Genomic DNA, 19,730 nt, shown 5'->3' with positions numbered 1-19,730 from the left:
GCCGGGGCGCGGAGGCTGCGGGGCGCGGCGGCGATCCTACCAGTGGCTCACCACGACGTCGCCCACCTCGATGAGGTCGTACAGCTCCACCGACTTGTCGGGCGGCAAGTTGACGCAGCCGTGGCTGCCGTAGCCCGAGGAGTAGCGCGAGCCGCCGAACGCGGACTGCCACTCGGCGTCGTGGAAGCCGATGTAGTTCTCCACGAACGGCATCCACGTCTTCACTTCCGTCTTGTATTCCGGCTCGCCCGTCTCGGGCTCCATCTGGCCGATCAGCTTCGACGGGCTCTCCTTGCCGTTGATCACGTAGATGCCCTCGGGGGTGTCGTGCTCGCCGTCCGGCGTGCCCGTGACCACGTCCGACTCCCACACGAGGGAGCCCTGGTCGTCGTAGAGGCGCGCGTGCTGCTCGCCGAGGTCGACGTCGACGTAGCGCTTGCCCCAGTCGCGGCCGTGCAGGCCGTCGTAGGCGCCCGCCTCCTGCTCGCAGGGAATGGCCACGTCGCCGGTCTGCGCGGAGTTCACGCCGTTCATGATCGTCTCTTGCAGCTTGTCCTTGTCGATGATCCAGCCGTACACGCCGCCCGACACGGTGACCTCCTTGCCGTCGGCGCGCGTGAACGTGCGGCGCGCCTGGTAGGTGTTGCACGCGGACGCCGTGTCCTGCACCCAGGCGGCCACGAGCTGCTCGTCGATGCCCACCGAGGCGTCGTCGCGCAGGCGCATCCAGTCGGCGATCTGGTCGGCGTCCACCTGGGCCACGGGCGTGTCGCCCAAGTTGAGCGAGAAGTCGGCTTGCAGCAGCGCGTTCGCGTCGTCGGCCGACTTCGCCAGGCGCTCGTCGTCCGAGAACAGCGTGGGCTGCTGCAGCGCATCCTCGGTGAGGACGACGGACGATTCGAGCTCGGCGACGGCCGCGTTCACCGCCTCGACCACCTTGTCGGCGTCGAGCGCGGTGCCGACGGTCTCGGCGCGCACGACGAACCGCGAGCTGCCGCCGTCGTAGTCGAGCCCGGCGTTGCGCGGCGCTTCGGCCTGCTCGTTGAACGTCTCGACCGCCTTGCGCACGGCCTCGTCCAGCTTGCCGTTCGAGGTGGCCAGCTTGTCGGTTTCGTCATGCGCGGCGAAGATCTCGACCGGCCACGCCCACGGGCTGGCATCGGCGTGCATGGCGTCCGTCACGCTCTGGCTGTTGATGGCGGTGCCCAGGTCGGAGGAGGTGAGGGTCAGCGAGAAGCCCTGCCCCGAGACGTCGAGCTGATAGCTTTTCGCCACGTCGGTGAGCAGGTCCTGCACTTCGGCGGTGGTTTTGAGCGACACGTCCTTGCCCATGATGGTGGTGTTCGGCATGAAGCGGTCCATGAAGGCGAACGCCCCCGCCAGGTACACGATCGCGACCACGCCCACGAGTGCGCCGACCGCGATGAAGGCGGTCTTCTTGGTGAACGCGGGCCTCTGCCGCGAGGGGCCGCGCCGACTGCCGGGGTTGGCGGGATTGGCGGGGATTCCGTGGGCGGGGCCCGGGCGGGCGCCCCGCGATGCGGGCACGAACGAGGTGAACCGGTCGGGAGGCGCGTCGAAACCGTCGACGTCGTGGGAGGGCGTCGCCTGACGGCCGTCGTCTTGGCCTTGCGTGTCGTGTTCCGGCGTCATGAGGGCGCCTCCTCGTCTCTCCTCGTGCACGTATTCCATCAACTTACCGAGCTTGGCCGCACATTTCAATGCTTTTGCTTAACAAATTAAATGAAACGCTTAACTTTACGGGGCAAACGGCGCTCGAAGGAATTATAATCTCCGCAAACATAGTTTCATGTTCGCCGTCAGGAGGACGCGCATGCACAACGCGATGAGGAGCCGGATTACGCATACCCCCCCCCCTGGTCGTATTCGACCCGTCGCCCGTTGACGCCCCGTAGGCGATTGCCATGGCGATTATCTTCAACCTCGACAAGCTGCTGGCCGCGAAGAAGATGCAGTCGGTAGAACTCGCCGCCGAGCTCGATTGCACCGTGCAAACCGTGTCGCGCATCAAGAACGGCAAGATCCGGGCGTTTCGCATCGATACGCTCGACGAGCTCTGCCGCATTTTCGACTGCCAGCCGGGCGACCTGCTGGAATACATGGAAGACGACGAGGCCCGCCGCCGCTTCGGCGACAAGGGATAGCGGAAGGGGGCGGCGGAAAACCCCGCATTTTCTAGCGTGAGCACGACGCGAATCCAGCGTGTTTCTCACGCGGATCTAGCACTTACGCCACGCGGTTCGAGCGTGAACCCAACGGAAACCTAGCGCGTTTCTAGCAGAAACCTAGCGCGTTTCCAGCGGAAACCCAACGCGTTTCCAGCGCGTGAAATCGTTGTTTTACCTGATCAAAGCGGCTATACTGAGCGACATGCGCATCGTATTCAGCCACATATCCGCGCTTGAGTGCACGCGGGCGTCCAACGCCGCTTTCCTCCGCCGCCAGCCCGCGTCGCGCGGCTTCGCGTTGCCCGAACGCCTACCGAGCGCCGCCGAGATCGCAGAGGCCGTCCCCTTCGCCAACACGCTGAGCGCGCCGCGCCATGTGATGGCGTCACGCGAGACGAGACGCCGTAGGACGAGCCTCGTCGCGGGCCACAGCGTCGGCACCGCCTCGCTTCCCCATGGATCCATCTTGTTCGTTCGCAGCGAAAACGAACTGTTCGCCGCTTCCCCCGAACTGCTGCTCCCTCAGATCGGAACCTTGGCGCACCGTGTCGACCTCATCCGCATAGGCTACGAGCTCTGCGGCTCGTACGCCCTTTCGCGCACCCATCCCGACGGCTTCTATGCACGCAATCCGCTCACCACCGTCCCACGCATGCAGTCGTACCTCGAGCGCATCCCCGGCGTTCACGGAACGAAAGCGGCACGATGGGCCCTCCAGCACGTTCTCCCCCGGTCGGCTTCTCCAAGGGAGACCGACGTGTCCATGCTCTTCGAGCTGCCGTGCGCGCTCGGCGGGTGCGGTTTCGGTCAACCACGCTTGAACCACGAGGTCACCGTTTTGCAGCGGGTAGGCGCGACGAAAACGAGGAAAACGTACCGCATCGACCTGTACTGGCCCGCAGCGAAACTGGGCCTCGAGTACGACAGCGACCTCGCGCATACTGGAGCAGACCGCATCGCGCGCGACGCCCGACGGCGAAACGACTTGGAATCCGTTGGCATCACCATGCTTACCATCACGAACAAGCAGGTCAAAAACCTCTGGGAATTCAATAAGCTCGCACACGTAGTGGCAGGTCGCCTCGGCAAGCAGATTCAACCGCGCTGCAAAGACTACGCCGCCCGACAACGCGAGCTCCACACGCGGCTCATGCGGCAGGGACTTTAGATCGAGCGAGATCCGCAGAACACGCGAATCGGGCAGCTCGAAGCAATTTTGACGTTTTGCGAACTTCGCTGCTCGAATCCCAAACGTTGTTCTTTTCGCGCACGCTCACGACCTGCTGTTTTGCGCGCAGCGCAAAATCTGGTTAGTTTCGAGCGCGGAATAAAGTTCGCAAAACGTCAAAATTGCTTGGTTCCGCCCGATTCGCGCGTCGAAGACGCGGCCCGGGCGCGCGGGATCACCGTCAGCGGGCCTCAGCCTCCGGGGCCCCCGCTCCCGCCGCCGGCTTGTCCATCTCGTCGAGGAGGCTGCGGGCTTCCTTGAACTGCTTCGCCAGCTCCTCCATGGGGTTCACGCGTTCCTCCTGCGCACGCACCGACTCCTCGGTGATGGCGAGCGCGCAGGCCACGGCGTCGGTATGCGTGTACGACAGCGACAGCGGCAGCTCGCGCACGCCCTGCTCGGCGGCGATCTCCTTCGCGCGGCCGTGCAGCACCACGGAGGGGCGGCCCTTCGCGTTGCGGCGCACCTCCACGTCGTGGTTCGCGACGCCGCGCGAGAACCCGGTGCCGAGCGCCTTGAGCACGGCCTCCTTCGCGGCAAAGCGCGTGGCGTAATGCACCTCGGGGTTGGCCGTGGATTCGCAGTAGGCGCGCTCCTCCTCGGAGAACACCTTCTCGCGGAAGCTCGGCGTGCGCTCGAGGATGCGCCGCATGCGGGCGATCTCCACGATGTCCACGCCGAGACCCACCGCACCCTCGACGCCTTCGAACGCCGACGACGCCGCTTCGGCGGCGCTGGCGGTTGCGGCCCGCTCGGCCGCCGCCTCCCTACTCAACGGTCACCGACTTGGCCAGGTTGCGGGGCTGGTCCACGTCGCAGCCGCGCTCGACGGCGATGGCGCGCGCGAACAGCTGCAACGGCACGCTGGCCGTGATGGCCGAGAACGCGTCGCGCACCTTCGGGATGTAGATGACGTGGTCGGCGTGGTGCTTGATGTCCTCGTCGCCCTCGGTGGCGATGGCCACCACCATCGCGCCGCGGGCCTTTGCCTCCTGCAGGTTCGACACGAGCTTGTCGTAGACGGGGCTCTTCGTGGCCACCGCGATGACCGGGAAGCCCTCGTCGATGAGCGCGATGGGGCCGTGCTTCATCTCGCCGGCCGGGTAGGCTTCGGCGTGCAGGTAGCTGATCTCCTTGAGCTTGAGCGCGCCTTCGTAACTGATGGCGGCGCCCATGCCGCGGCCCACGAACAGCGCGCTCGAGGCGTCCTTGCACGCGCGGGCCGCCTCGTCGATGGCGGTCGCATCGGCCAGGATGCGCTCCACCTGCTCGGCCGTGTCGGCCAGCTCGTGGAACAGCAGGCGCACCTGGTTCGTCTTAAGCTTGCCTTTGACCTGGGCAAGCAACATGGCGAGCAGCGTCAGCGACACCACCTGGCCCAGGAACGACTTCGTGGAGGCCACCGCGATCTCCTTGTTGGCCTTTGTGTAGATCACGCCGTCGCTCTCGCGTGCCACGGGCGAGCCCACGACGTTCGTGATGCCGAACACCTTCGCGCCCTTCACGCGCGCGTCGCGGATGGCCGCCAGCGTGTCGGCGGTCTCGCCCGACTGCGACACGGCCACCACGAGGGTAGACGGCGTGATGATGGGGTTGCGGTAGCGGAATTCGCTGGCCACCTCCACCTCGGTGGGGATGCGCGCCCAGCCTTCGATGAGGTTCTTCGCGATGAGGCCGGCGTGGTAGCTCGTGCCGCACGCGATGACGTACACGCGGTCGATGAGGTTGAGCTCCTCCAGCGTAAGGTCCAGCTCGTCGATGGACAGCGCGCCGTTCACGAGGCGGCCCGCCAGCGTGTCGCGGATGACGCGCGGCTGCTCGTGGATCTCCTTGAGCATGAAGTCGGGGTAGCCGCCCTTCTCCGCCACGTCGAGATCCCAATCGACGTGCGTCACCTCGGGCTCGTACGCCTCGCCGCGCACGTTGAAGAACGTGGTGGCCGCAGGCGTGAGCTTCGCCACGTCGCCGTCGGCCAGCACCACCACGTTGCGCGTGTCGTCGATCATGGCGATGATGTCGGAGGCGACGAACGCCCCGTCGTCGGCGAGCCCCACCACGAGCGGCGAGTCCTTGCGCGCCGCCACGAGGGTGCCGGGCTCCTGGTCGCTGATGGCCGCGATGGCGTACGCGCCGATCAGGCGCTCGGTGGCATCGCGCACGGCCTGCAGCAGATCGTGGCTCTCGCGCAGGTTCTCCTCCACGAGATGCGCGATGACCTCGGTGTCGGTCTGGCTCGTGAACGTGTGGCCGCGGCCCTCCAGCTCTTCGCGCAGCTCGGCGAAGTTCTCGATGATGCCGTTGTGCACGACGGCGACGCGGCCGTCGCAGGAGGTGTGGGGATGCGCGTTCGCCTCGCTCGGGCGGCCGTGCGTGGCCCAGCGCGTGTGGCCGATGCCGCAGGTGCCGGTGAGGTTGAGGGGCTCGACGAGCCGCGCGAGGCCGCTCACCTTCCCCTTGCAGTGCACGACTTCCAGCGCGCCGTCCTGTTCGACGGCGATGCCGGCCGAGTCGTAGCCGCGATACTCAAGCCGCGACAGGCCTTCGATGAGGATGTCCTTGACGGGACGGGTTCCGGTGTATCCGACGATTCCGCACATGGTTGGCTCCTTGGTGCTCGGGTTCGCCGATAGTTTAGCGCACCGGTTCCGCACGCGCGAACGCGCGTCGGGCGAAGTCGCACATCCGCTCAATAAACGCATCTTTCCCGTCAACGACGCAGCAGGCGACGCGCGCGCCCGTCGCGCCGTTCGTGCAAGCGCGTTCTGAGGTGCTTGGCGAGGATGAGGAGGAGATTGAAGGGGTAGAGCATGACGAGGGCTTTCCAGACGAGGCCCGAGCAGACGGTGCAGAGCAGCCCGAACGCCGTCGACGCCACGAGCAGGGCCGCAAGCGCCGGCATCGTCGAGGCCGAGGGCTCGCCGCCCCTCGGCAGGAAGCGGGCCGCCGCATACCAAACCAGGCAGGCCAGCATGCCGACCCCGGCGATGGCGAGCCCGTCCACCGGCCCCGTCTCAACCGCCGAATCGACGCGAGACGGCGCCGTCAGCAGCGCCGCGCACAGCACGCCGAACGCCCCCGCGAAAATCGTGGCCGCCTCCATGCGCTTGCCGGCCGCCGCGCGCACAGCGTCGTCGGGCGGAGCCGTCAGATAGCAGGTGTTGAGCAGCACGCAGACGAACGGATAGGCCGTCAGGAAGGCCAGCACCCAGGTGGCGACGAACATGCCGAAGGACCACTCGACGATCCAGCTGCCCTGGACGGCGCACAAAGGCACGGCGACCAAGAAGCCCGCCGCCACGGAGAAGGACACGATGCCTTCGTCGACCATGCGAAAAAGCAATGCGAGACGGGCCGTGCTTCCCCCTTTGATCAAGAATAGTAACCTGGCATATTACCAGCATTATTATCGTTTAATGATAAAAAGTATGCACTTCCGGTGAACGGCGCCGATCATTCGCTCCCGAGGTCGAGGTCGATCTCGTAGACGCGTTCGGGGGCGGTCCGCCTCATCCCCGCCTTGACGCGGGCCTCCCCGACTTTGCGGCGCTCCTCGACGAGACGGTTGAACTCCTCGTCGGAGACGATCTTGAGGATGTCGCCCGGCTGGCAATCGAGCTCGAGGCAGATCTCCATGAGGGTATCCATCCTGATGCCGCGCATCTTCGCCTGCCGTATCCTGGACACGTTGACCTTCGTGTGCCCGGTGGCGCGCGCGAGGTCGTTGCTGTTCTTGCCCCGCTCGAGCAACATGGCTTCCAATTCAACTATCAGGTGCTTTGCCATATTCAAGCCCCTACAGGTAATCGTCTGAATCGGCTTGCAACAACGCCCCGTACTTCCAAACAGAAGAAAGCGAGAAACAAACAATAGCCCCAACGGCAGATTTGACGTCAAGATGTATGGTTGGGTATCGACCGATTTGGTCGGAAACAAGACCGAGGTCAAGTGTGCCAATATGTGTCATCTGGATAAAATCGGGAGAGATGAATATATTGAGAATGAATCCCGCAACAAACATCCAAGCCATAATTTTAATGTGACGGGCATGCTCAAAGGTAAAAGGAGAGCGCCCGCGAGCAACATCTTTAGCCACGCCCCTCATCACCAAAAGCATCACTCCGTAAACCGCATTCATGAGAATAGATGATCCAAATTGGAATGCAGCATACGGTTCGGGTGTTGATGACGAGATAGCATAGCTAATAATTTCAAGTACAATCAGCGCCGTCAAAGAAACACATATCGAAATGAACAGAACCAAGAATAGGACGCTCAACCTCGAGCCGAGCGTCTGCATCTTTGAAAGCGATTCTTCGATTCTCCGCATGGATTTTGTCACACGACCACACAGGCTTCCTATATCGCAGGCTTCCTCTCGGGCAGCGACTGTATTCCAAGATCGAAACAGAAGACGCCTAAGCCAACTCTATGGCAAATACCCAAAGTCGTACCCTCACTGTAGAACAGCATATCCATCTCCTCTCTAATGTTGATCGTATCAATACTATTACAGTTTTTATCATAAATCGACAAGGTTTATGGTGAGGTTTATAGCTTTAAACCTCTTCTTCCCCATCGGTCGATGCGGCCAACCGCGCGGACGGGCATAGTTCCGAGCGTCGAAAGAGGCGCCGAGACGGGCGCCGTCCAACCGGAAGGGGAAACCATGGGAGATTTCACGAACGTCACGCGCCGCGATGCGCTCAGGCTCGGCGGCGTCGCTGCGTTAGGCGCGCTCGGCGCGAGCGCGCTGGCCGGATGCGCGCCGCAGCACGCATCCTCCGCGCAGGCCACCGCCGCCCAGACGCAGGCAGGCCCGAGCTTCCTGCAAGCGCCCGAGCCCATCACCGACTTCGCCGCCACCTACGAGTTCGACGTCGTCGTGGTGGGCGCGGGCGAATCCGGGCTGTCGGCCGTGCACTCCGCGCTCGAGGCCGGCGCGCGCGTCGCGTGCGTCCAGAACATCGGCACGGCGCAGACCACCGGCAACATGGCGGCGTCCATCGACCTCGCGCAAACCGACGAAGCCGCCGTGCAGGCCTGCGTGAGCTTCATCAACTGGAAGAGCGACTACCGCTCGAACCGCGACCTCGTGAACGTGTGGGCGCACAACTCTCAAGAAGCCCTCGCGTGGTGGGCCGACGAGGCCGCTCAGGGCGGCGTGGAGTCGAAGCCGCACGAGGCGACGCTGTCGTACAACGGCTACGACATCCACCTCCACGCGAACACGTACTTCCACGTGGAGGGCAACCACAACGCCGCCGCGCTCGTCATCGCCGAGCGCCTGGCCGCGGCCGGCGCCGAGTTCTTCTACAACACGCCCTGTGTGCAGCTGCAGCAGGAAGACGGCCGCATCACGGGCGTCATCTGCAAAAACGACAAGGACGAGCACCTGCTGTTCAAGGCGGGCAAGGGCGTCATCCTCGCCTGCGGCGACTACTCCAGCAACCAGGACATGCTCGATTACTACGCACCGGACACGAAGGGCTTCTCGCTGTTCACCACGTTCCGCGACGGCAGCGCGCTGTGCGCCGGCATGTGGGCGGGCGCGCTCATGACGCCGACGACGCACACGAAGATGATCCACGGCGAGCCCGCCGCCGTGCGCCTCGAGATGCCGTTTCTGTTCCTCGACGTCCACGGCGACCGCTTCATGGACGAAAGCTGCTGCCGCATGGGCTACATGAACAACTTCGCGCGGCCCTATCTGGCCGAGGCCGGGTTCCAGGATTCCACCGCCGCCAAGTTCTTCAGCATCGTGCCCAGCACGTGGGAGGACTACTTCGAGGAGTGGAAGGCGGAAGCGCCCTTCGACATCTCGCAGTACAACGGCGACAACAAGGTGAATCCCGAGAAGTGGATCAAGGCCGACACGGTGGAGGAGCTGGCCGACGCCATGATCGCCTACGCGCAGGAGAACGACTGGACCGCGATGCAGCTGGACAAGCAGCGCATCGTGGAATCCGTCGCCCGGTACAACGAGCTGTGCGCCGCCGGCCGCGACGAGGACTTCGGCAAAGCGGCGAAGTACCTCGTCCCCATCGAGGGCGGCCCCTACTACGCCGTTCCCCGCGGCTCCAACAAGCTGCCCGCCATCCTGGGCGGCCTCGTGGTGAACGCCGACCACCAGTGCCTGAACGAGCAGTTCCAGCCCATCGACGGCCTGTTCGCCGTGGGCAACGCGTCCGGCCAGTTCTTCGGCGGCGTCGACTACCCCATGGACATCGAGGGCCTCTCCATCGGGCGCGCCATCACGTCGGGCTACGTCGCGGGAGCGCACGTCGCCCAGCAGTAAGCCGACACCCACGCTCACCCGCGCCGCCGCCTTGACCCCCTCCCTCCAAGGCGGCGGCTTCCCCCTGCCCCCGGATGCCGCTGCAGCCGTGCCCGCGCCCGGAGAATCCGCTTGCTATAATGGCGGCATGGAAACCCTCAAGCGATCCGACGGGCCTTCGAAGCTGGCCTACCTCGACACCATCGTCCCCTACCTCTTCGCGCTCGGATGCGCTCGGGCGTGGATGACGCTGGCGTTCGCCGCGCCCGCCCAGGCCGTCGCGGTGCCCTTCGACCCGCACGTGGTGTTCGACTACGCGTACTGCCTGCTCGCGCTCGCCATCGCGCTCACGGCCCGTCGGGTGGTGCCGTTCTGCAGCCGAAAATGGACGAAGCCTGCGGCGCTGCTGGGCATGCTGGGCGCGTCGATCTGCCTCGTCGTCGCGCAGGGCGCCCCCTTCGCCGCGACCGGGCTGCTCGTCGCAAGCGGCGTGGCCGGCGGCGTCGGGTTCAGCGTGTTCCTGCTCCTCTGGGCCGAGACCATCGGCGCGCTCAGCCTCATCCGCATCGTGCTGTACACCGCGGCGTCCACGTTCATGGCCGTGGTCATCGTGTTCTTCTGCGAGGGGTTCGACGAGCTGCGCGGCAGCATCGCGCTGGTCGTGCTGCCCGTCGCGGCCGTCGCCAGCGTGGCGTACGCGAACCGCGCGCTGCCCGCATCCGAGCGGCAGAAGCCCACGTACCCGCGCTTCTCGTATCCGTGGAAACTGTTCGCCCTGTTCGCGGTCTACTCGTTCGCGTACGGCCTGCGCCAGCAGCAGCTGGCCGCGGGCGCGGGCATGCACTCGTCGCTGTCCACCGCCCTCACCATGGCGGCCCTGTTCGCGTTCGTGCTGTTGCTGTCCCAACGCGTGGGCATCGGCGTGCTGTACCGCTCGCCGCTGCTGCTCATGGTGTGCGGGTTCCTGCTGATCCCCGCCGAATCGCTGTTCGGCGCGAACGTGTCCAGCTACTTCATCTCCATGAGCTACTCGCTGATGACCGTGCTCGTGTCGCTTCTGCTGTACGACATCTCGAAGCGGCTCGGCATCGCCGTCGTCGCGCTCGCCAGCGTCAAGAGTGTCGAGCAGGTGTTCATCATCTGGGGAAACGATGCGGCGAACGCGCTTGCGCAGCTGCTTCCGACCGGCGTCCACGAAACCGCCGTCACCGGCCTCGTGGCGGTGCTCGTGCTGGTTGCCACCTTCATCCTGTACTCGGAGCGCGAGCTCACCTCGAAATGGGGCGTGTCGCTGCTGGAATCGGGCGGCCTCATCGAGCGCAGCGCCGAGGAGGAGCGGCTGGAAGCGCGCTGCGACGAGATCGCGAAGCGCTATCGGCTCAGCCCGCGCGAGGACGAGATCCTGCGGCTCATCGCCCGCGGGAAGACCGGGCCCGCCATCGAGCGCGAGCTGTTCATCGCCGAGGGGACGTTCAAGGCCCACACGCGGCACATCTACGAGAAGATGGGCATCAACAGCCGCAAGCAGCTGCGCGACATCATCGGCGTGGACGACGGGGAGCGCCCCGAGCGCGCCTGACGGCCGCGCCGCGCGGCGCGCGCCCGCGAGCGCTCCCCGCCCCGCGCCGCGCATCGCGCGCCCCGCGTCATGCTCGCCCCGCGCGCCCGGCCTAGTCGAGAACCCCCGGACAGGCGTTGGCGTGGCGGACGAAATCGGCGATGCGCCCGATGAAGCCGTCCTTGCCGCCGATCGCCTGCGCGCCTTCGCGCTGGCGCGACGGCGCCCCCGACAGCGGCCCCTCGTCGCCGAGATAATACAGCGTGGTGGTCAGCACCATGCCGATGAGGGCCACGGCCTCGAACGCGGGGTCGATCTCGGGCCGGATGACGCCCTCCCGCTGACCGCGCGCCAGCTGGCTTTCCAGCACGTCGAGCAGGCGCCCCTCGTAGCTGCGCATGGACTCCGACCACACGCGCCCCTCGCGCCACAGCTCGGACACGAAGAAACGCCCGAACGCCTTGTTCTCGAAGATGCGCGTGGCGAACAGCTCCACCATGCCGGTGAGGGCCACGGGCGCGGTGGGAGCCTCCGCGGCGATGCGCTCGAAACCCTCGATGAGGTCGCCGATGCCCTCCTCCAGGATGCTCTCGGCCATGGCGGCCTTGCTCTTGAAGTGGTAGTACGCCACGCCCTTCGACACGCCGGCCGCCTCGACGATCTCGTCGACCGTGGCCGCCGAGTACCCCTTCTCGCCGATCACGGCCAGCGCCGCGTCCAGCAGCTGCTTGCGCGTCGCGCACGCTTTCTCGGTGCGCTTCGTTCCCGTCATTGCATCACCCCCGCGGCCCGGCGTGTCCCGCCGGGCCGTTCGTCTGTTATTCCTCAGTGTACCAGGTCGGAGGCTATCCCAGCTGCAGCACCGGGTGCAAGTCCTCCATGCGCACCGTGCGCTTGCGGTACGCCACGAGGCACGTGAGCGCGAAGCACACCGCGCCGATGGCGAACAGCACGAGGCAGTCGAAGCCCACGATGCCGTAATCCAGGCCCGTCATGATCTGGCGCATGCCCTGCACCACGTACGTCATGGGCATGTACGGGTTGATGGCCTGGAAGAAGTCCGGCGTCGTCTGGATGGGGAACGTGCCGGCGCAGGCCGTCAGCTGCAGCATGAGCAGGATGATGGCCACGAACTTGCCGGGGAACCCGAACGCCGCCATGAGCACCTGCATGATGGCTGCGAACACGAGCGCCGTGAGGTAGCCCATCGCGTAGAACGCGGGCACGTTGTCGATTTGCAGCTGCAAGCCGAACTGGAGCACCACCATGAGCAGCGTCGCCTGGATGAGCGAGAAGAACGCCACCGGCAGGTAGTTCGCGAACGCCACCGTCACGGGATTCGCGCCCGACATGATGAGGCGGCTGTTGAGCGGCTTGAACACGAAGCCCGCCACGAGGCCGCCCACCCACAGGCCCAGGGCCATGAAGTACGGGGCGAAGCCGGTGCCGTAGTTCTTCACCGTGGTGTAGTACTCGTTCACGAGCTCGACGGGGTCGCTCATCACCTCGGACTTGCCGTCGATGTTCGAGGTCTGGTCGGCGGCCGTCTTCGCGCCGTCGGCGAGCGCGCCGGCCAGCTCGCCGGAGCCGTCCACCGCGTCGGCGAGGCCCGTGGTGAGCGTGCCGCTGCCCTCCTGAAGCTGCGTGGCGCCGTCGGCGATCCGCGCGGAGCCGTCCTTGGCGCTCTGCGCGCCGGCGCTCAGCTGGCCCGCGCCGCTCTTGGCCGACTGCGCGCCGTCGACGAGCTGGGACGCGCCGGCGTCGAGCTGGCCCGCCCCCGACACCGCCGAAGCCGCGCCGTCGTTCACCTGGGAGGCGCCGGACGCCACCTGCGAGGAGCCCGCCACGAGCGAGGACATGTTGGCGTTCACCTCGTTCGCGCCGGCGTCGAGCTGCAGCACGGCAGCACGAAGCGCAGGCGATTGCCGAACAAGCGGAAGCAGCTGCGAGGACAAGCTTTCGTAGCCGGCTGAAAGGCTGTTGAGACCGCCGTAGAGCGTGGTGGCCGAAGCGTCGCTCGAAGCGCCGATGCCGTCGGCAAGGAGGTTCGCGCCGCCGTAGAGCGTGGTGGCCGACGTATCGCTTGAGGAACCGATACCCGCCTGCAGCTGCTGCGCACCGGAAACCAGGCTCCCGGTGCCCGTCTCGAGTTGCGCCGCACCGGCCGACAGGCTTCCCGCAGCTTCCTGGGCGGCGCCGATGAGTCCCCTGGCCGTCGCCGTGTCGCCGCCCTCGAGAGCCGCTTGCGCGCTGTTCAGCAAGCCGTACAGCGTTTGATCGGCTACCGTCTGCCCCGACGTGCCGATCCCGGCTTTCAGGGAGGTCGCGCCCGCTTGGGCGTCACGCGCTCCCGCCTCAAGGGCGCCCGCACCGCCGGAAACCGTATCCAATCCGCTCTTGAGCTGGCTCACGCCGCCGGCAAGCTCGCCAGCTGCACCCTGCAGGTGCGCGATGCCGCCGGAGATCTGGTTCGATCCCGCTTCGGCTTCGTCCGCCTGCGCTTCGTCGGGCAGCGCGCTCGTTGCTTCCGCCAGCTGGCTGGCTCCGGCGGCCACCTTGCTGGTGCCGTCGGACTGCAGCTTCGACGCCCCGCTCGACACGCTGCTGGCACCGCCCGCCACTTGGCTCGCGCCGTCGTGCAGCTGGTTCGCGCCCGCCACCAGCGATTGCGTGCCGGCTTTCAGCGTGGAGGTGCCGCCGCTCAGCGTGCCCAGGCCGGCATCGAGGGACGACGCGCCGGCGACAAGGCTGCCCAGGCCGGTGTCGAGCGTGAGCGCACCGTCCTTGAGCGTGCCGAGGTTCGACGTGATGGCGGCGCTCCCGTCCTTCGCCGTCACGAGGCCGTCCTCCAAATCGCCCGCGCCGTCGGCGGCCGTCTGGATGTCCTTGCCCGAGTCGGCCACGCGGCCGAGCACCGTCGTCCAGTACTCGGTGGCCACCGTGTCGCTCACGCGCGTGCGCACTTCCTTCCACACCGTCTCGCCGATCTGGGACGCCAGCATGTTCTCGCTCTGGTTGTAGTCGATCTTCAGCTGCGCCTTCTCGGGGCTGTCGCCGTCGACCGACGCCACGCTCGCCGAGAAGTCGGAGGGGATCGTGCACGTCATGAAGTAGGTGCCGTCCTCGAGGCCCTTCTGCGCCTCGTCGGCCGACACGAAGTGCCATTGCAGGCCGTCGTCGGTGTCCTTGAGCTCCTGTACCACGTCGTCGCCGAGGTTGCGCTGCTCGGCGGAGATGATCGCGCCCGCGTCCTCGTTCACCACGGCGACGGGCACCGTGTTCAAGCGCGCGTACGGATCCTGGAACGCCGCCAGGTACAGCGCGCCGTACAGCAGCGGCATGATGGCGATGGCTGCGATGACCACCCACATCACCTTCGAGGCCGTGATGTTCTTCCACTCGAGGCCCGCGAACCGCAATCCTTTGAAGCTCATACGCTACTCACCGTCCTTCGACAGGTACACCGTCGCGTCGGCCATGGCGGCCAGATCGCGCTCCACCACGCCCACGACGATGGCGACGTTGCGCGTGCGCGCCGCATCGAGCAGCAGCTCGACGAGGGCCTCCGACTGCGACATCGTCAGCTGGCTCTCCACGTCGTCCACCACCACGGCGTCGGGCTCGCCCACGAACGCGAGCGCGATGCCCAGCTGCGTGAGCTTCTGCGACGTGAGGTCCTTCACGCGCACGTTCGCCACGTCGGCGAGCTGCCACTGCTGCAAATAGCCCGTCACCGCCTCGCGGCGCGGCTTGCGGCCGTACAGCTCGAACTCGGCGCCCAGCGCGTACGCCGTCGTCAGGCTGTCCTGCAGGTCGTTCAACCCGCTGAACAGGCCCAAGCCCACGCGACGCTCCGCCTTCGCCCGCTGGCGCGGCAGCTCGAGCCCGCCTGCGGTCAGCGTGCCCTCCGTCTGCTTCATACGCCCGGCCAGCGTGAGCAAGAGCGCCGTCTTGCCGCTTCCGTTGCGTCCGCGCACGGCCACCAGCTCGCCGCGATGCACGTCGACGTCCACGTTGCGATACGCGAACCCCGCGTACGTCTTCAGCCCCAACCCGCGCGCGCTGAGGTACGGCGCGCCCGCGAACGTGGCGCCCTCGCGCACGAACGTGCCCGATTCCGGGCGCGCCAGCGTCTCCTGCATGTCCATCACGTCCTTCGTGTCGTTCGTCAGCCCTCATTTTTGACTGACTAGTCAGTTTTTCAGACGGAAGTATAGCACCCTGGCGAAAAGGCGCAAGCGTTTCGCGCGAACTCGCTGAAACCGCATCTTCTCCATCGCATCGAGCCGAACACGCTCCTCGCAGTCACAAAAATCACCGCTGTGAAGCGATTCCGGGGCATCGAAGCGTGCACGACCGCTCGCCAGTCGCCATTGCCCTGAAACCTGAACGCGTTTCCCCAGGTCACAAAATATCAAGGGTACGCGGATCTCTCGCCGAGCTTCACCGCGGTGATTTTTGTGACTCGCAGGTCGGATTTCGCGAACAAACCCGGCGACCACGGAAGCGTGATCGCGCGAACAAGTGTTTCACGTGAAACATTCTCGCATCGACGGGGCCCGCCTTCCCTCCTCTTCGGGAGTTCCGTTGCGTTGGCGTCACGCGACCGTGATCTCGGGTATACTTCCAGCGAACGAACCGTGCGCAACCGCGCGCGAACCTGCGCAGAAAAGGAACCGCCATGAAAGCGAAGATGATCCACCGCTGCATCCACGTCCTCGACCTGGACGCGTCGCTCGCGTTCTACGAGCGCGCGCTGGGGCTCGTCGTGCAGCGGCGCATGGGACCCGAGGACGGATCGTGGGAAAACGTGTTCGTCGGCAACGACGAGACCGACTTCCAGGTGGAGCTCACGTGGAACCGCGGGCGCACCGAGCCCTACGACAACGGCGGGCGCGACACGCATCTGGCCTTCGAGGTGGACGACCTCGACGCCGCGCGCGCCCTGCACGAGGAGATGGGCTGCGTGTGCTTCGTGAACGAGCGCATGGGCCTCTACTTCATCGAGGACCCCGACGGCTGCTGGCTGGAGATCCTCCCGGCGATGCGCGCGGAGTAGCCTCCCGTGACCGAGTTCGCATCCATCGACGAGCTGGTGGCCGACGACCGCAGCGTGCACGTCGAATGCAGCCGCGAGACGTCCGCCGCCCTGCTGGCGGCCGTGCGTGCACGCTACCGCACGCAGCGCTGCGCGTTCGTCCTGGAGACCGACCGCGGCTTCGAGCGCGACTCCGTGGCCTCGCACCTGCGCTTCTACGGCAGCATCGCGCGCAGCTCGGTGCATTACGAGGACGCCATCTCGCACTTCAACCTGCGCAGCGTCGCGAAGCGCAAGATCGGCGGCCTCCCTCCCTCGACGATGGCGCTCGTGAACCTGGCGCGCGCGAGCCTCTTCGAGCCGGAGGCGTGCTTCCTCGAACGCCCGCTGTCCGACCTCGACGCCGAGGGGCGCGCCGTCGCGCTCACCTGGATCGCCGAGCGCATGGAGCAGGGTTGCCGCTTCGTCACCACGGTCGAGCCGCTGCGCGAGGCGCTGCTCATGCCCGGCGTGGCCTGCTGGCACGAAGAGGGCCGCTTCATCGCGGTGGACCAGGACGACGACGGCGACGAGGACGGGGGCGCCGCGTACGAGGGCGACGAGGTGCACGTGCTCAAGATCCCCGCGCACACCGAGACGGCCACGCTGCTGTTCGACCCGCGCGACATCGACTTCGCCGAAAGCATGAACAAGGCCACGTACCTCTCGGTGCGCGGCGAGCGCTACCAGACGCCGCGCACGATGGACGAGCTGGAGCACGAGCTGTCGCGCGCCGGGTTCTTCCGCTGCCATCGGTCGTTCCTCGTGAACGTGCAGAAGGTGGCGAAGGTGGAGCGCTACACGCGCAACAGCTTCAACCTCACGCTGGGCGACGCCGCGCACACGTCCATCCCGCTGGCGAAGGGACGTGCCGAGGAGATGCGGGAGCGCTACCGATGGTGAACGAGAAGCAGGCCGCCGCCCGCCCGGGCATCCTGCGCGTGCTCGTGCGGAAATACTTCATGAACGTGGTGAAAAGCCCCGGGTTGCTCGCGTGCTGCCTGTTCCCCGCGTTTTTCCTGCTCATCTGCCGCTTCGTCATCGTCGGCCCGCTCGAGCAAGACGACGCGCGCCTGTTCCTGCTCGTCTTCAGCATGCTGTTCACCACCGGCATGGTGCCCGGCACGACGATCGTCTACCCCATGGCCGAGGCGCGCGAGAAGCACGCGCTGCGCATGCTCACGCTGGCCGGCGTCGGCCGCGCCCCGATGATCGCCGCGCACGGCATCGTCGGCACACTGTACACCGCGCTCGTGGGAGCGGCCTGCTTCCTGGTGTCGGGCGCCTCGTTCGATTGCATGCTCCCCTTCATGCTGATCACCGTGCTGGCCGGCATCCCGCTGATCGCGCTGTCGCTGGCGCTGGGCCTCGCCTCGCGCAACCAGATGGCGGCCAGCTTCTCCAGCCTGCCCATCATCCTCATCGGCATCGCGCCCATGCTCTTCATGTACGCCGAAGCCACGTTCCAGGCGCTGCCCCTCCTGCCCACCGGCGGCGGGTTCGCCCTCGTCTACGCGCTGGCGGAAGGCACGCTGTTCACCTCCGCGTCCATCGCGCCCGCGCTCGCGCAGCTCGCGTGGATCGTCGTGAGCCTCGTCGCGTTCGTCGTCGTCGCGCCGCGCATCCCCCGCGACGAGTAGCGCGGACGCGCCCCTCCCCAACCCGGCCGCCGCGCCCGCGCCCCTGCCCGAGCCGCGCGCTCCTGTCGTCGCCTCCCCTGCTCCTCTCGTCGCGCGGCGCGCTCCCGACGTCGCGTTTCCCTTGATCGGAGGCACGCGCCGAGGGAAACTGCTCCCCGTCGAAAACGAAAGGAGCAACCACATGAACCCCCTGCTGTCCATGGACGACGTGTCCCTCAGCTTCAAGGCGAAGCGCGTGCTGAGCCACCTCTCCTTCGAGGTGGAGCGCGGCGAGTGCTTCGGCTTCCTGGGGCCCTCGGGCGCCGGCAAGACCACCACCATCAAGCTGCTCACGCGCCAGCTCGTCAAGGATTCCGGCCGCATCATGCTGTTCGGGCGCGCCATCGAGCACGCCACGAACAACGACTACGAGCGCATCGGCATCCTCTCGGACACGAGCGCCCTCTACGAGCGCATGACCATCGAGGAGAACCTGCGCTTCTACGCGAAGGTGCGCGGCGTGACGGGCAACAACATCCCCGCGCTGCTCGAGCGCATGAACCTGGCCGCGGACAAGAAAACGCTCATCAAGAACTGCTCGAAGGGCATGCGCCAGCGCGCCGCGCTGCTGGCGGCGATCGTGCACGGGCCCGAGCTGCTGTTCCTCGACGAGCCCACGAGCGGCCTCGACCCCGCCGCGCGCGCCGAGGTGCACACTATGCTGCACGAGCTGAACGACCACGGCACCACCGTGTTCCTCACCACGCACGACATGGCCGAAGCCGAGGGCCTCTGCCACCGCGTGGGCATCCTCAACGAGGGCGCGCTCGTCGCCTGCGACACGCCCGACGCGCTGCGCCTGCGGTTCGCGAAGAACGAGGTGCTCGTCCGCGTGGCCGACGGCCGCGTCGTGCGCACCACGAAGGACGCCGCCGGCGCCGCGCTGGTCGCCGAGGCGCTGCAGACGGGCGAATGCCTGTCCATCCACTCGGTGGAGCCCGATCTGGAAGAAGTGTTTCTCGAGCTCACGGGAAGGGAGTTCTAAATGGAAGCCATCATGCGCAAAACCGCCACGCTGTTCGAGAAGGACCTCAAGGACGTGGTGAAGAACCCCACCATGCTCGTGTGCTGCCTGCTGCCCCTCGGGTTCATCGTCTTCTTCAGCAAGGTCATGGGCGGCAACGTCGAGGGCGCCGAGGCGCAGCACGCCTTCGACGCCATGATGCTGTCGTACGCCCTGCTGTTCACGTCCACCATGGTGTCGTCGATGGCCACGATCACCGCCATCGCGGAGGAGAAGGAGAAGCACACGCTGCGCACGCTCATGCTGGCGAACGTGGGTCCCGAGCAGATCCTGCTGTCGCGCGGGCTCGTGGCGCTCATCGCCATCGCGGTGGTGGACGCGGCCTGCTACCTCGTGCTCGGCCAGCCCCTCGCCGGGCTGCCCGCCTTCCTCGCCATCGGCGTGGTGGGGTCGATTCCCATCGTGCTGCTCTCGCTGTTGCTGGGGTTGGCCTCACGCGACCAGATGTCGGCCGGCCTGTTGAGCGTACCCATCCTGCTGGTGGGCATCGCCCCCATGTACTCCCAGTTCATCGACGGGTTCTCGAACATCGCCCCCTACCTGCCCACCGGCGGCATGGACAAGCTGGGCACCCTGCTGGCCGACGGCGCGCTGTTCACCCCCGAGGCCGTGCTGCCCGCCGTGGGCATGCTCGTCTGGATCGTCGTGGCCGCCGTCGCCTTCGCGATCATCTACAAGCGCCTCTCCCGCGACAACTAGGC

General features: G+C 66.5%; 18 protein-coding genes. 9 read left to right on the top strand and 9 right to left on the bottom strand.

The window, feature by feature from the left end:
• Positions 1 to 36 precede the first annotated feature (36 nt).
• A complete protein-coding gene (locus GS424_RS04585) occupies positions 37 to 1,653 on the bottom strand; it encodes a L,D-transpeptidase family protein (RefSeq protein ID WP_160942907.1) in 1,617 nt (538 codons plus the stop codon).
• Positions 1,654 to 1,925: 272 nt separating this feature from the next.
• Here GS424_RS04585 and GS424_RS04580 point away from each other — a divergent pair, with 272 nt between their 5' ends.
• Both GS424_RS04580 and GS424_RS04575 read left to right on the top strand, forming a co-directional pair.
• Positions 1,926 to 2,165 (top strand): helix-turn-helix domain-containing protein, encoded by a 240-nt coding sequence (locus tag GS424_RS04580; protein ID WP_160942908.1) that lies wholly within the window; start codon positions 1,926 to 1,928, stop codon positions 2,163 to 2,165.
• A gap of 226 nt (positions 2,166 to 2,391) precedes the next feature.
• On the top strand, positions 2,392 to 3,357 hold the full coding sequence (locus GS424_RS04575; RefSeq protein WP_160942909.1) for a hypothetical protein: 966 nt from the start codon (positions 2,392 to 2,394) through the stop codon (positions 3,355 to 3,357).
• A 241-nt stretch (positions 3,358 to 3,598) separates the two neighbouring features.
• Here GS424_RS04575 and acpS read toward each other — a convergent pair whose 3' ends face one another.
• From acpS to GS424_RS04550, 5 genes are all read right to left on the bottom strand, one after another.
• Positions 3,599 to 4,192, bottom strand: coding sequence for a holo-ACP synthase (acpS, locus tag GS424_RS04570; protein WP_160942910.1), 594 nt, complete (start codon positions 4,190 to 4,192; stop codon positions 3,599 to 3,601).
• A complete protein-coding gene (glmS, locus tag GS424_RS04565; protein ID WP_160942911.1) occupies positions 4,185 to 6,014 on the bottom strand; it encodes a glutamine--fructose-6-phosphate transaminase (isomerizing) in 1,830 nt (609 codons plus the stop codon). The genes acpS and glmS overlap by 8 nt, the downstream gene beginning before the upstream one ends.
• A gap of 110 nt (positions 6,015 to 6,124) precedes the next feature.
• Positions 6,125 to 6,745 (bottom strand): hypothetical protein, encoded by a 621-nt coding sequence (locus GS424_RS04560; protein WP_160942912.1) that lies wholly within the window; start codon positions 6,743 to 6,745, stop codon positions 6,125 to 6,127.
• Between the two features lie 122 nt (positions 6,746 to 6,867).
• Positions 6,868 to 7,200, bottom strand: a complete 333-nt coding sequence (locus tag GS424_RS04555; protein WP_154334354.1) for a helix-turn-helix domain-containing protein — start codon at positions 7,198 to 7,200, stop codon at positions 6,868 to 6,870.
• Positions 7,201 to 7,210: 10 nt separating this feature from the next.
• Complete coding sequence (locus GS424_RS04550) at positions 7,211 to 7,756, bottom strand: hypothetical protein (RefSeq protein WP_244977677.1); 546 nt, start codon at positions 7,754 to 7,756, stop codon at positions 7,211 to 7,213.
• Positions 7,757 to 8,083: 327 nt separating this feature from the next.
• Between GS424_RS04550 and GS424_RS04545 the strand changes: the two genes are divergently transcribed.
• Together GS424_RS04545 and GS424_RS04540 are read left to right on the top strand one after the other, a co-directional pair.
• Positions 8,084 to 9,712 (top strand): FAD-dependent oxidoreductase, encoded by a 1,629-nt coding sequence (locus GS424_RS04545; protein ID WP_160942913.1) that lies wholly within the window; start codon positions 8,084 to 8,086, stop codon positions 9,710 to 9,712.
• Between the two features lie 127 nt (positions 9,713 to 9,839).
• A complete protein-coding gene (locus tag GS424_RS04540) occupies positions 9,840 to 11,270 on the top strand; it encodes a helix-turn-helix transcriptional regulator (RefSeq protein WP_160942914.1) in 1,431 nt (476 codons plus the stop codon).
• Positions 11,271 to 11,361: 91 nt separating this feature from the next.
• On the opposite strand, the gene GS424_RS04535 is transcribed toward GS424_RS04540, so the two are convergent.
• The 3 genes from GS424_RS04535 to GS424_RS04525 form a co-directional block, all read right to left on the bottom strand.
• Positions 11,362 to 12,021 (bottom strand): TetR/AcrR family transcriptional regulator, encoded by a 660-nt coding sequence (locus GS424_RS04535; RefSeq protein WP_160942915.1) that lies wholly within the window; start codon positions 12,019 to 12,021, stop codon positions 11,362 to 11,364.
• Between the two features lie 73 nt (positions 12,022 to 12,094).
• Complete coding sequence (locus GS424_RS04530; protein ID WP_160942916.1) at positions 12,095 to 14,683, bottom strand: YhgE/Pip domain-containing protein; 2,589 nt, start codon at positions 14,681 to 14,683, stop codon at positions 12,095 to 12,097.
• Positions 14,684 to 14,686: 3 nt separating this feature from the next.
• Positions 14,687 to 15,397 (bottom strand): ATP-binding cassette domain-containing protein, encoded by a 711-nt coding sequence (locus GS424_RS04525; RefSeq protein ID WP_244977676.1) that lies wholly within the window; start codon positions 15,395 to 15,397, stop codon positions 14,687 to 14,689.
• A 533-nt stretch (positions 15,398 to 15,930) separates the two neighbouring features.
• Here GS424_RS04525 and GS424_RS04520 point away from each other — a divergent pair.
• The 5 genes from GS424_RS04520 to GS424_RS04500 all read left to right on the top strand — a co-directional run bounded on the left by GS424_RS04520 (position 15,931) and on the right by GS424_RS04500 (position 19,728).
• The gene (locus GS424_RS04520; RefSeq protein ID WP_154334348.1) at positions 15,931 to 16,308 is read left to right on the top strand and encodes a VOC family protein; all 378 of its coding nucleotides are present in this window, start codon (positions 15,931 to 15,933) and stop codon (positions 16,306 to 16,308) included.
• Between the two features lie 6 nt (positions 16,309 to 16,314).
• Positions 16,315 to 17,229, top strand: coding sequence for a LytTR family transcriptional regulator DNA-binding domain-containing protein (locus tag GS424_RS04515; RefSeq protein ID WP_160942917.1), 915 nt, complete (start codon positions 16,315 to 16,317; stop codon positions 17,227 to 17,229).
• A complete protein-coding gene (locus tag GS424_RS04510; RefSeq protein ID WP_160942918.1) occupies positions 17,223 to 17,966 on the top strand; it encodes an ABC transporter permease in 744 nt (247 codons plus the stop codon). Before GS424_RS04515 ends, GS424_RS04510 begins: the two co-directional genes overlap by 7 nt.
• A 181-nt stretch (positions 17,967 to 18,147) precedes the next feature.
• On the top strand, positions 18,148 to 18,990 hold the full coding sequence (locus GS424_RS04505) for an ABC transporter ATP-binding protein (RefSeq protein ID WP_160942919.1): 843 nt from the start codon (positions 18,148 to 18,150) through the stop codon (positions 18,988 to 18,990).
• Positions 18,991 to 19,728, top strand: a complete 738-nt coding sequence (locus tag GS424_RS04500) for an ABC transporter permease (RefSeq protein ID WP_160942920.1) — start codon at positions 18,991 to 18,993, stop codon at positions 19,726 to 19,728.
• Positions 19,729 to 19,730 lie beyond the last annotated feature (2 nt).

The organism is Eggerthella guodeyinii (assembly GCF_009834925.2).
In the GTDB taxonomy this organism is placed as follows: domain Bacteria; phylum Actinomycetota; class Coriobacteriia; order Coriobacteriales; family Eggerthellaceae; genus Eggerthella; species Eggerthella guodeyinii.
The sequence above is the reverse complement of the archived record's forward strand: the minus strand, read 5'-3'. Positions and strand labels throughout refer to the sequence as shown.